A 12,633-nucleotide genomic window follows, 5' to 3' on the forward strand; every position below is an offset into this window, starting at 1 on the left:
CCTTAGGCCCACGGCGCTCGGTGTGCAACGACCGGATGATTAAGAGCTTATAACGTCCTGCGTCTTGTGCTCGAAGTCGCTGGCGTCGTGGCGCTCATGGAGCTGCATGGAGGGCTCACCGAAGGTGCGGTTGACCATGCGCCCGCGCTGCACCGCCGGGCGGGAGTCGATCTCCTTGGCCCAGCGCATCACGTGCTCGTACTCCTGCACCTGCAGGAACTCGCCGGCGTCGTAGATCCGGCCCAGCACCAGCTGGCCGTACCAGGCCCAGTTGGCGATATCGGCGATGGTGTAGGTGTCGCCGGCCAGGTAGCGCGTCTCCGCCAGGCGGCGGTTCAGCACGTCGAGCTGGCGCTTGACCTCCATGGCGTAGCGGTCGATGGGGTACTCCATCGGCTCGGGCGCGTAGGCGTAGAAGTGGCCGAAGCCGCCGCCCAGGAAGGGCGCGCTGCCCATCTGCCAGAACAGCCAGTTGAGCGTCTCGGTGCGTGCCGCGTGCTCACTCGGCAGGAACTCGCCGAAGCGCTCGGCCAGGTAGAGCAGGATGGCCCCGGACTCGAACACCCGGATCGGCTCGTCGCCGCTGCGGTCGACCAGCGCCGGGATCTTGGAGTTGGGGTTGATCTCGACGAAACCGCTGCCGAACTGGTCGCCCTCGCCGATGCGGATCAGCCAGGCATCGTACTCGGCGTCCCGGTGACCGAGCGCCAGCAGCTCCTCGAACATCGTCGTGACCTTCACTCCGTTGGGCGTGCCCATGGAGTAGAGCTGGAATGGATGCTCGCCGACCGGCAGCTCCTGCTCGTGGGTGGGCCCGGCGACGGGGCGATTGATGCTGGCGAAGGTGCCGCCACTGGCCTTCTCCCAGGTCCAGACCTTCGGCGGAGTGTAGTCGTTGCCTTGGCTCATGGGCCCTCCTCGATAGCGAAGCGTGTGCTGAGAACCAATATGGGGACGCATTAGCCTGCTATCAACCTGCGACGCACCGCCCCCTGCGCCACGCCCCACCGCGAACGCGCCTCGTCAGCACCTTCCATTAAAGGCGCCATTACGTTTGCCGATAACGTTATAAGAATTTATTCCACCAATAACGCCTATTCAACACCCTCCCCCTCTCCCGGCCCACAAGAACTCGAACTGGCCGTACCCCTGTTGATGACGACTTCGGGAAATCAAATGAAACTGAATAACCATTCGATCAAGCTGCGCATCATGGCGAGTCTCGCCGTCGTGCTGCTGCTCGCCATTACCATCATCGTGCCCTTCCTGTTGAACCGCATCGCCAGCGTCATCGAGCAGGCCGAGCAGCGGGAACTCGAGTCCCTGCAGGAGAGCTTCAACGCCAAGTTGAGGGCCGAGGCGCGGCTCGCCACCTCGATGAGTCACCTGGTCGGCGGCATTCCCGAGGTGCAGGCGGCCCTCGCCGGCGAGGACAGGGACCGGCTCGCCGCGCTCTTCGCGCCGGGCTTCGCCGCCCTGAAGGAGGGCGGCGTTCGCCAGTTCCAGTTCCACCTGCCGCCCGCGACCTCGCTCCTGCGGGTGCACAGGCCCGAGAAGTTCGGTGACGACTTGAGCGCCCTGCGCCCGACCATCGTCGAGACCAACCGGACCCGGGCGCCGGTATCGGGGGTCGATCAGGGCGTGGCGGGCCTCGGCATCCGCGGCCTGGTGCCCGTCTTCCATCGCGACGAGCACGTGGGATCGCTCGAGTTCGGCATGGGCCTGGGACAAGGCTTCTTCGAGAGCTTCGCCGCTCAGTATGGCGTCGAGGCCGGCCTGCACCTGAAGACGGCCGACGGCTTCTCCCCTTACGCCTCGACCCTGGAAGAGGGCGCGCTGCTGCCCGCCCCGGCCCTTCAGGCGACCCTTCAGGGCGAGGGCGAGATTCACTACGCCTCTCGCGGCGATGTGCCCCTGGCCGTCATGGGCCATGTCGTGAACGACTATGCGGGCACGCCCATCGGCGTCGTCGAGATCGCCCTGGATCGCTCCAACTATGTCGCCATCATGGACCTGGCCCGCAACGCCGCGCTGCTGATCGCGACGCTGACCCTGGGCGCCGGCCTGCTCGTGGCCTACTGGCTCTCCCACACGATCACCCGCCCGATCCAGCGCACCGTGACCGCCATGGAGAACATCGCCGCCGGCGAGGGCGACCTGACCCGCCGGCTGGACGACAGCGGCCGCGACGAGCTGAGCGAGCTGGCCCGGCAGTTCAACGCCTTCGTGGCGCGCATGCAGCAGACGCTGCGCGAGGTGCGCGGGACCACCTACAGCGTCTATCGGGCGGCCGGCGAGATCAGCCAGAGCAGCGAGGAGCTGGCGACGCGCACCGAGCAGTCCGCGGCGAACCTGCAGGAGACCTCCGCCTCCATGGAGGAGATCACCTCCACGGTCACGCACAGCGCCGAGTCGGCCTCCCAGGCCAACCAGCTGGTGCAGTCCACCGCGGACGTCGCCCGCCAGGGCGAGGCCGCGATGGAGCAGGTCGAGCGCACGATGGACGACATCAACGCCTCCTCGGCCAAGATCAGCGACATCATCACGATGATCGATGCCATCGCCTTCCAGACCAACATCCTGGCCCTGAACGCCTCGGTGGAGGCCGCCCGCGCCGGCGAGCACGGCCGCGGCTTCGCCGTGGTCGCCGAGGAGGTGCGCACCCTGGCCAGCCGCTCCAGCGAGGCCTCACGGGAGATTCGCCAGCTGATCGATGCCTCGACCGCGCACACCCACTCCGGCGCCGAGCTGGTGCGCTCCGCCGGGCAGACCATGAAGGAGATCGTGGAGAGCGTGTCACGGGTGACCGACGTCATCGCCGAGATCAGCGCCGGCGCCCGGGAACAGAGCAGCGGCATCGGCCAGATCAATACCGCCGTGGCGGAGATGGATACCATGACCCAGCAGAACGCGGCGATGGTGCAGCAGTCCTCGTCGTCCGCTGGCGAGATGAAGGATCACGCCCAGCGCCTGAGCCAACTGGTCGACTCCTTCGTGCTCGGCGAGTATCACCCCCAGACGAGGGCGGCGTCGCGCAGCGAGCAACGCCCCGCGGCTCGCCCGTCGCCGCAGCCCGATGACGCATCGCGCCCGACTGACCGGCCGATGGCGGCGGCCCAGGCCGACGACTGGGAGGCGTTCTAGGCCCGACCCGTCGCTCAGGACGCGTCGAGCAGCGACTCGACCAGCGCCTCGAGGCTCGCCTCGCAGCGGGCCTCGGGCGCGCGCTCCTCGTCGCCCGGGCGATACTTGCCGGAGCGCACCAGGCAGGCCGAAAGACCGACCGCCTGGGCGGCGAGCACGTCGCACTCCACGTCGTCGCCCACCATCAGCGCCTCGTCGGGTTTCACCCCGGCCTCATCGAGCACGGCATGGAAGAAGTCGGCCGAGGGCTTGCCGAGGATACGCGCCTCGACGTCGGCGGCGTACTCCAGGGCGCGCACGAAGGGGCCGGCGTCCAGGTGCAGGGAGCCCTTTGCTCGGAAGTAGCGATTGGTGCCCACGGCGAGCAGCGGCGCCCCCTCGAGCAGCAGCCGGAAGGCGGCGTCGAGGTGGGCGTAGTCGAGGCGCTGCTCGGCGTCGCCGAGCACCACGGCGTCGGGCTCGCCCTCCGGCAGGCCCGCGAACTCCGGCTCGAGCCGCTCGTGGACCAGCAGGTAGGGCGTCAGCCGATGGCGCTCGAGGTGGCGGCGGATCGCCCCCGGCGCGGTGAATACCTGTGCCGGCGTCACCGCGAAGCCGAGGCGTTCGAGCTCCTCGCAGACCGCCGCCGAGGTCTTGCGCGAGGTGTTGGTGAGAAAGCGCAAGCTGAGCTCGCTCGCCGCGAGCCGCGAAACCGCTTCCACGGCGCCGGGCAGGGCCTTGCCGTCCTCGGTCAACACGCCGCTGATATCGAGAAGTACCGCCTTGAGCATCGTCGCGTCCTCCGCCGCCGCCTCGTCTCCCACCAGACTAGCCGCTGGCGGCCGGCACGGCCGCGCGCCGCGATCGACCACAACGTTGATCGGGATCGTCATATCGGTGACAGAGAGAGGCTGCCGCGTTGATCGTTCGATGATAGGGTCATTGTTAGCTAATCAAGGAGGATCCGCGATGATGGGCTGTCATGGCGGAGACTCACGGCAACCTTCAAGGCCCCTTCCGCCCCATGACCCTCTTCCATGACGCGCCCTACGCGGCCACCTCGGGCGACGACGCCCTGCTCGACCGTCTCCAGACGCCCGTCTGGATCTTCGACATCGAGCAGGAGAGGATGCGCTACGCCAACGCCGCGGCGCTGAGGTTCTGGGAGGCCGAGACGCCGCAGGCCCTCTACACCCGTGACTTCTCGGCGACGATGAGCGAGGCGACGCGGCGGCGCCTGGCGGACTACCTCCCGCGCCTGGCGAACGGCGAGGTGATCGACGAGCACTGGAGCTTCTACCCCGGCGGCCAGGCCGTCTCGCTGCACTGTCGCTGCAGCCGGCACCTGATGCACGACGGGCGCGTCGGCATGCTGGTGGAGGGGGGCGAGGGCGGCATCTCCCTGGACGCCTCCAGCCTGCGCGCCCTCGAGGCCGTGCGGCACTCGCCGATGATGGTCTCGGTGTTCGACGCCCGGGGGGAGCTGCTGGTGCGCAACCCGGCCGCCCTCGAGGCGCGCCATGGGCCGGCCGCCTTCGCGGAGTCCTTCGCCGATCGCGACCTGGGCGAGGGGCTCCTGCGCCGGCTCGCGGGCGAGCCGCGCTGCTCCCTGGAAGCGATGATGCGGATCCGCGGCGGCGAGCGCTGGCACCATATCGACCTGTGCCGCGCCGCCGACCCCCAGACGGGCGCCCCGATGATCGTGATGGGCGAGCTCGACATCACCTCGCGCAAGGCGCTGGAGGCCGCGCAGCGCGTCTCGCAGCGGCAGCTGGAGGTGGTCATCGAGGGGTTGGACCTGGGGCTGATGCTCGAGGATGAGCATCGCCGGGTTGTCATGGCCAACCAGGCGTTCTGCGATCTCTTAGGCCTCGAGACGTCCCCCAAGCGCCTCCCGGGCGTGGACTGTCGGGAGGCGCTCCAGGCCACCAAGGGGCAATTCACGGAGCCGGAGGCCTTCGTGGCGCGCATCGAGGAGCTGGTCGACGAGCGGCGCAAGCAGGCCCGCGACCTGCTGGCCATGGCGAACGGCCGCTATCTCGAGCGCTGCTACACGCCGCTGTTCATCGCCGATGAGTACCACGGCCACCTCTGGGTCTATCGCGACGTCACCCGGCAGAAACGCCAGCAGGCCTACTGGGCCCGCCAGGCCAGCACCGACTCCCTGACGGGGCTGGCCAACCGCCGCTCCTTCGACGAGGCCGCGGGCGAGGTCGCGCGCTCGGTCGAGCGCGAGGAGATCGAGGCGGCCCTGCTGATGATCGACATCGATCGCTTCAAGGCCATCAACGACAGCCTGGGCCACGCCGAGGGCGACAAGGGCCTGAAGCTGCTGGCGAACACCCTGCGCGACCACCTGCGCCCCGGCGACCTGCCCTGCCGCACCGGCGGGGAGGAGTTCATGGTGATCATGCCCGACATGGTCCCCGATCAGGCCGAGAGCGTCGCCTGGCGCCTGCTGCGCCAGATCGCCGAGGCCTCGGTCGACGCGGACGACCTCCCCTTCCACTTCACGGTGAGTATCGGCGTCACCCGCTTCCGGCCGAACGACGCGAACGTCCAGGCCGTGACCCAGCGGGCCGATGCTGCCATGTACCAGGCCAAGCGCGAGGGCAGGAACCGCGTGGCGGTGCACTGGTAGCCGCCGGCGCGGCGCTGCCCCGCGGCGCCGCCTTCCCAATTTCCGGCGGCTAGACCACGCCCCTCCCCCAGCCGTAGACGGCGCCCATCACCGCCCCGAAGATGAGGTGGGCGACCAGCATGGAGAGCGGAGCCACCAAGCCGAGGCCCAGGCCGAACAGGCCGGAGCCCGCCAGGGGAAAGACCGTGAGCATCACCACCAGCCAGCTCGCCACGCCGAACTCCAGCCCCCGGCGCGTGGGCGTGCGGCCGGGGAGATAGGGCACCAGCAGCGCGAACAATCCCCCCCAGATCAGCGTACCCACCGCGAAGTGGATGACCCAGGCCAGCAGGTGGCTGTCCGGCGTGCCGAGCAGGTCCTGGGCGGCCAGGTTCATGACTTCGATGGGGTCGTACCAGGGAATGATGCCCGCCGCGAGGCGCAGCACCAGGATCAACGAGATGACCAGGGTGGCCGTGAACCCGGCCATCAACCCGCGTAACAGACGAGCCATCATGGCGTCCTCCCGCTGTCACCGTGTCTTTTCAGTGTAGCCCCTCCCCGAAAGGCCCGGCGCGGGGGCAGGCCCCTGCTCCGCATTACAAAGCTGTCATCTTCGCGTCAGCGGTTTGACGAGGCCCGCGTGTCACGATGCCGGAAACCTGCCGCGTCGACGTCCGGCGCCAGTGGAGGCCTGCCATGCTGATCAAGATCGCCAAACCCAGCGACCTGCGTGAATCCGATGTGACCCCGGAATCCGTCTACCTCTCCCGCCGCCGCTTCATGGGCGGCATGGCGGGCCTGGGGGCGGGGCTCGCCCTCTCCGGTCGGGCCAGGGCCAGCGCCGACTACTCGGACGTGCCCGACGGCGACGCCCCCGACTGGCTCGAGGAGAAGCTCGGGGCCGCCCGCCGGCGCGCCATCGTGCCGGACGACCCCGAGACGGACGCGATCGCCCCCTTCCGCGACGCCAGCGGCTACAACAACTTCTACGAATTCGGCACCGGCAAGTCCGACCCGGCCCGCCACGCCGACGGCCTCGAGACCCGGCCGTGGAGCGTGGTGATTGACGGCGAGGTGAACAACGGCGGCCGCTTCGCCCTGGAGGACCTCGCCCGCCCTTCCCGCTTCGAGGAGCGCATCTATCGCCTGCGCTGCGTCGAGGCGTGGTCGATGGTGATTCCGTGGCTCGGCATCTCGCTGGCCGACGTCATCCGGCGCGCCGAGCCGACCAGCAAGGCCAGGTACGTGCGCTTTGAGACCCTGGTCGACCCCGAGCAGATGCCCGGGCAGCGCTCCTCGTTCTCGCTGATCGACTGGCCCTACGTGGAGGGGCTGCGCCTGGACGAGGCCATGCATCCGCTGACGCTGCTGGCGCTCGGCATGTATGGCCGCGAGCTGCCCAACCAGAACGGCGCGCCCCTGCGGCTGGTGGTGCCGTGGAAGTACGGCTTCAAGAGCATCAAGTCGATCGTGCGCATCTCGCTGATGGAGGAGCAGCCCGTCAACTCCTGGCAGCGGATCGCGCCGGAGGAGTACGGCTTCTACGCCAACGTCAATCCCGAGGTCGACCACCCCCGCTGGAGCCAGGCCACCGAACGGCGCCTGCCCAACAGCCTGTTCAACCCCAACACCCTCGATACCCGGATGTTCAACGGCTATGCCGACGAGGTGGCGGAGCTGTACGCCGGAATGGACCTTCGGAAGCACTTCTGATGGCCGCACAGCGCAAATGGCAGCTCTGGCGCGTCGGCGTGTTTCTGGCGGCGCTGGCGCCCCTGCTGCTGTGGAGCTGGCAGGTCGCCAGCAACACCGCCGGCCCCGAGCCGGGGCGCTACCTGCTGCTGAACATCGGCCTGGGCGGGCTCTGGATGCTGCTGCTTACCCTGAGCCTGACGCCGCTCACCAAGCTGACGCGCTGGAAGGGCTTTGCGCTGATCCGCCGGCAGCTCGGCCTCTGGACGCTGGCCTACGCCTGCCTGCACGTGCTCAGCTACGCCCTGTTCATCCTGGGGCTCGACTGGGCCATGCTCGGCAGCGAGCTGATCGAGCGCCCCTACATCCTCGTCGGCCTGCTCGCCCTGATCGGCCTTGTCGCGCTGGGTGCGACCTCGAACCGCTGGTCGATGCGCAAGCTCGGCAAGCGCTGGAAGCCGCTGCACAAGCTCGCCTACCCCATCCTGGGGCTGATACTGCTGCACTTCTTCTGGGGGGTGCGCGCCGACCTCGGCGAATGGACCCTCTACGCCACCGTATCCGCCCTGATCATGGCGACCCGCCTGCCGCCGGTGGCCCGCAGCCTGCCGAGGGTTCGTCAACGGCTCACCGGCGTCTAAGCGAAAGCGATAGTGGGCGATTTCGCGAAGAGGCGGCATGGTCAGATGGCAGAAGAGGCGAGTCTGGGTGTGACGTGGCGCCGCAACACCGAGGGTCTGTCGGTCATTACTGCTCTATTCCTAAAACTTCGGTGCGCCCCTATGAAGTTCGTCATGAAAGCCCCTTCACACCTCTGGGGTCTTTCAGACTACTTTGGCAAACTTCTCTTGGCTCTTCACGGCCACCACCCGATTGAATCACCTCAAGTGATCGAATATCTCCTCCACAACAAGCCTTGCCCCAAATTCAGACAGGTGATTACTGTCATAGTAAAGATTTCTTCCATTCAAATGAGTCACGCATCGACCTTCCAGGTAGGACTCACAAAATATTTCTGATGGCAGGACCTTTGCGAAATCAAAGTCAAATCCATCGAATAATGAGAATATCTCGGAATTTCGTACAGCGAATAACGAACTGCTGGTTGACAGCGTGGCTTCATTCACATCCATCTCCCAAAGGTGGAGTGCGCTCAAGCGCTTGGGCACATTCCAGCCCGCTTCCGGGACCGGATAAACCAAAACCAGGTTGGAAATATCACTCAAATATCGTAAAGACTTTTCATAGAGCTGCGATATTTCACTCTTGTCCGTCGTGGCTTCACCGTTTATCACCCCTGTCAGTGGCCCTCCCGCCACACGAAAGACCTCTACCCCACCTTCACCATTATCGAATGGCGTGCCTTCCCAATGAGACGTCCAACGAGAAATTACGACAATATTCTTGAAACCATAGCTATCGACAACGGCGGAGTAGACACGATCATTCAAATCAACGCAATCTTCAAACACGGAAGGATGCAAAATAGCGACACCTCTTATAGGTGTGCATCCAGGCATACCGACAAATACTGCACTTTCATCTTTCTCCAGAAACGCATTGGCCAATGAAGACTTCATTGCTCTTGCATGACTATCACCGACAATCAAAGTCTTTGGCGATGTATCCACGTCACCTATGACCGAACAGTTTTCATCCACCATTGGGTCACCAAATGCGCAGCTTCGCTTGAACTCGGTACTCTCCTCACTGAAGGCAAGGTTCTCCAAGCTGTTTATCCGATGGCCTTGCACCTCAACCATGTGCCCGTATAGCCCGAGGCCAACGAAAAAAACAACGCCCGCCAACGAACCCGACAAGATGCGCCGCCTGGTAAAGTTATACTTATTGAGGAAAGGAGTCTCAACATATTTCCAGCTAAAATATGCCAAGACAAAGGTTGCCGCTATTGCGACCATGAAAACATGAGGCATCACGGCCTCGACGTGAGCAATCCGAATAAAGGCAAATAACGGTTGATGCCAGAGGTAAACCGAATAGCTTATCAAGCCAATTCCCACGAGCACCTTGCTACTCAAAAACCTTGCCGCCAACGTTTCCTTATCGGCATAAAGCACCAACAGCACGACGCCGACAACAGGCACCAGTGAATACAGGCTCGGGAATGGCGTATGCTCATCGTATGCCAATATGGCAAACATGATGGCCACCAGGCCTATCATTGACAGAAGGTTATTAGCTTGAATGCCACGCTTCTGCACGATGAACGCTGCGATCGAACCCGACAACAGCTCCCAGGCACGCATCGGCGCCAGATAGAAGTTAGCCGAAGGGCTGTTACGCCACCCCCATTCACTCAACGCCAGGCTGATTGCTGAAAAAACAACGATAAGCCAAAAAACCCTGTCCTTTCCAAGACGCCAGGCCAAGAAAAGGAATATTGGGAAGAGCACATAGTACTGTTCTTCTACAGCCAAGCTCCAGGTATGTAACAGCGGTTTTTCTTCTGCAGATTCAGCAAAGTAATCGGTTTCATGCCAAAATAAAATGTTAGATGCAAAAAAACTTACTGCAACAAAACTTTGAGAAAAATCTTTTAGTTGACTCGGTAACATCAAAAACCAGGCAAACGGAATACAGGCGAACATGACAAAAAACAGCGCGGGCAATATTCTTCTTGCTCGCCGTTCGTAAAACCTAACGATACTGAAGCGATTGCCTTCAATATCTTCGACAATTATAGTTGTGATCAGATAACCACTAATCACAAAGAAGACGTCTACGCCAACAAAGCCGCCACTAAAGGAATCGAACCCCGCATGGAATAGAATCACTGGAACGACAGCAAGGGCTCGCAATCCATCAATTTCGGCACGGTATCTCAAGACACATCTCCTCATGCATTTGCATTATTATTCGAGGATGAGCAATTAAACAAAGCTTATGCTTGACAGGAAACCCGCTCCAAACATTAATTAAGACCTTGGCAGCCATCACTAGCCGTGGAACATCAACCTGGTCGCCAAAACTTATTGTGACATCTTGTGCACGGGCGTAAAAAATCGCAAGGACCTCAACGACTGAGATCCTTACGCCTTGCCCTCTTAAAACTTAATACTACCTATATTGATAAATTATTTAGGACACACGACTCCCACTCGATCGTCGCGGGCGGCTTGCTGCTCACGTCATAGGTCACGCGGGAGAGGCCGATGATCTCGTTGATGATGCGGCGGGAGACCTTCTCCAGAAGCTCGTCGGGCGGGTGCGCCCAGCGGGCGGTCATGACGTCGAGGGTCTCCACGGCGCGAAGCGCGGTGACCCTCTGGTGGCGGCCGTCGCCGACCACGCCTAAGGACTTCACCAGCAGGAAGACGGCGAAGACCTGGCGGGTCTTGTGGTACCAGCCGGCGTTGTTCAGCTCCTCGATGAAGATGGCGTCCGCCCCGCGTAACAGACGAGTCATCACGGCGCCCCGGCGGTCACCGTGTCTTCCAGGGTGGGCACTCACTTACGGGACAGGGCCGGCCATGGAGAGTCCCGTGGATTACCGGCCGGATGCCCGAGACCGGACATCCCGCGGTCGCCGCATCCGGAGGGGCACGGCATGCCCCCTCCTTCGCATTAGCGATCGACTCTCTCGGCCGAAGACATGGAGATATTTGGTTATCGAATATGGGGCATTCAGAAATATTGATGGGAAACGCCAGGCTCGCAAATTACCGTCTAGGAAGAACTCCAATAACCAGATATCACCACCCACATAAGGGCCGTAACACCATGGGGATTTCCAACAATGTCAGCCGTCGAGGCTTTCTCGGGGCCACGGGAAAACTGACGGGCGCATGTGCCATGACAGGTATGCTCGGCGGCATGGCCAGTGCCTCCTACGCATCCAGCATGGGCTCTCAAGGCTGCCAACAGGCCTCTGGCAGCCAGGACAGTATCACTGAACGTCACTATTACCTCACCGACGTCACCCTCGAGGAAGGATTCGAGTACGAGGGAAGTATCGTCGTCGGCACCCGTACCGGCAGGCATACGCTGGAGATCAAGGAAGGACGGATCACCGATGTCATCGCCGTGGGGCAAGAACCGAATGGACAGCTGCCCCGATACAGTGCCTGGGGCCACCTGCTGCTTCCCGCGACCCGGGACATGCACATCCATCTGGACAAGACATTCTACGGTGGCCCCTGGAGAGCCCCTCGGTCGCGCCAGGGGAAGACCATCAGCGACATGATTGCCCTGGAGGAGAAGCTGATACCGCAGCTGCTCCCAACGTCACGGGAGCGGGCGGAAGCCTTGATTGCGCTGCTGCTGTCGAAAGGCAGTACGGTCGCCAGAAGTCATTGCAACATCGATCTGGTCAGCGGCCTGAAAAGCCTCGAGCACCTCCAACAGGCGCTCGACAACCATCGCGATGAATTCTCCTGTGAGATCGTCGCTTTTCCCCAGCATGGTCTGCTGCGCGCCGATGTCGATGGCCTGATGCGCGAGGCCATGCAGATGGGCGTGCAGTATGTCGGCGGCCTGGACCCGACGAACGTGGATGGCGATATGGAGGGATCGCTGGATGCGATGTTCCAGATCGCTATCGATCACGATGCCAAGATCGATATCCACCTGCACGAGACCGGCCCCTCTGGCCCCGCGGCCATTCGCTACATGATGGACACGGTGGAGAACACCCCCTCGCTGAAAGGCAAGTTGACCATCAGCCATGCGTTCGCCCTGAGCACACTGGACGCGGCCGAGGTGAAGGAATTGGCCAGCCGGTTCGCCGCCCAGCAGGTAACGATTGCCTCGACGGTCCCGATCGCGGGCCTGGTCATGCCGCTTCCCACGCTGTATGAGGAAGGCGTCTCCGTCATGACCGGCACGGATAGCGTGGTGGATCACTGGTCGCCGTTTGGCACCGGGGATGTCATGGACAAGGCCAACCTCTATGCCCGGCTGTACGGTGGCATCGATGAATTCCAGCTCAGCCGGGCCATGTCGATCGCCACGGGCGGCATACTCCCCCTGGATGCCAATGGGCAACGGGCATGGCCCCGGTCAGGCGATAGCGCAGAGTTCATGCTGGTGGACGCGAGCTGCTCGGCGGAGACCGTTGCACGTGTCTCACCGCGCGTGGCCACCTTCCACCAGGGTCGTCTGGTGGCAGGAAACGTGCATCAAGCCTGAGACGCAGGGGATGACAACGCCCCCGATGCCAGAGACAGGATGGAAGA

The 12,633-nt window shown here is 63.5% G+C and carries 9 protein-coding genes and 1 pseudogene; 5 read left to right on the forward strand and 5 right to left on the reverse strand.

The genetic code is table 11. The features are described from left to right. Positions 1–39: 39 nt before the first annotated feature. Positions 40–909 (reverse strand): glutathione-dependent disulfide-bond oxidoreductase, encoded by an 870-nt coding sequence (gene yghU, locus C9F13_RS05460; RefSeq protein ID WP_108445165.1) that lies wholly within the window; start codon positions 907–909, stop codon positions 40–42. Positions 910–1,176: 267 nt separating this feature from the next. Between yghU and C9F13_RS17680 the strand changes: the two genes are divergently transcribed. After that, positions 1,177–3,144 (forward strand): methyl-accepting chemotaxis protein, encoded by a 1,968-nt coding sequence (locus C9F13_RS17680; protein ID WP_245888705.1) that lies wholly within the window; start codon positions 1,177–1,179, stop codon positions 3,142–3,144. A 14-nt stretch (positions 3,145–3,158) separates the two neighbouring features. On the opposite strand, the gene C9F13_RS05470 is transcribed toward C9F13_RS17680, so the two are convergent. Beyond that, entirely contained in the window at positions 3,159–3,914 is a 756-nt protein-coding gene (locus tag C9F13_RS05470) for a TIGR01458 family HAD-type hydrolase (RefSeq protein WP_108445167.1), read from the reverse strand. 191 nt (positions 3,915–4,105) lie between these two features. On the opposite strand from C9F13_RS05470, the gene C9F13_RS05475 reads away from it, so the two are divergent. After that, complete coding sequence (locus C9F13_RS05475; protein ID WP_108445168.1) at positions 4,106–5,764, forward strand: sensor domain-containing diguanylate cyclase; 1,659 nt, start codon at positions 4,106–4,108, stop codon at positions 5,762–5,764. 49 nt (positions 5,765–5,813) lie between these two features. Here C9F13_RS05475 and C9F13_RS05480 read toward each other — a convergent pair whose 3' ends face one another. After that, entirely contained in the window at positions 5,814–6,260 is a 447-nt protein-coding gene (locus C9F13_RS05480; protein ID WP_157955170.1) for a DUF6789 family protein, read from the reverse strand. Between the two features lie 182 nt (positions 6,261–6,442). Here C9F13_RS05480 and msrP point away from each other — a divergent pair, with 182 nt between their 5' ends. Both msrP and msrQ read left to right on the forward strand, forming a co-directional pair. Beyond that, positions 6,443–7,459, forward strand: coding sequence for a protein-methionine-sulfoxide reductase catalytic subunit MsrP (gene msrP / locus C9F13_RS05485; RefSeq protein ID WP_108445170.1), 1,017 nt, complete (start codon positions 6,443–6,445; stop codon positions 7,457–7,459). Next, positions 7,459–8,079 (forward strand): protein-methionine-sulfoxide reductase heme-binding subunit MsrQ, encoded by a 621-nt coding sequence (gene msrQ / locus C9F13_RS05490; RefSeq protein ID WP_108445171.1) that lies wholly within the window; start codon positions 7,459–7,461, stop codon positions 8,077–8,079. Before msrP ends, msrQ begins: the two co-directional genes overlap by 1 nt. 237 nt (positions 8,080–8,316) lie before the next feature. On the opposite strand, the gene C9F13_RS05495 is transcribed toward msrQ, so the two are convergent. Both C9F13_RS05495 and C9F13_RS05500 read right to left on the reverse strand, forming a co-directional pair. Further along, positions 8,317–10,284, reverse strand: coding sequence for an acyltransferase family protein (locus C9F13_RS05495; RefSeq protein WP_157955171.1), 1,968 nt, complete (start codon positions 10,282–10,284; stop codon positions 8,317–8,319). Between the two features lie 236 nt (positions 10,285–10,520). After that, positions 10,521–10,856: pseudogene (locus C9F13_RS05500) on the reverse strand (GMP synthase (glutamine-hydrolyzing)); the annotation flags it as partial. A gap of 323 nt (positions 10,857–11,179) precedes the next feature. Between C9F13_RS05500 and C9F13_RS05505 the strand changes: the two are divergent. Further along, positions 11,180–12,586, forward strand: a complete 1,407-nt coding sequence (locus tag C9F13_RS05505) for an amidohydrolase (protein ID WP_108445173.1) — start codon at positions 11,180–11,182, stop codon at positions 12,584–12,586. Positions 12,587–12,633 lie beyond the last annotated feature (47 nt).

The organism is Halomonas denitrificans (genome assembly GCF_003056305.1).
Taxonomy (GTDB): Bacteria; Pseudomonadota; Gammaproteobacteria; order Pseudomonadales; family Halomonadaceae; genus Halomonas; species Halomonas denitrificans.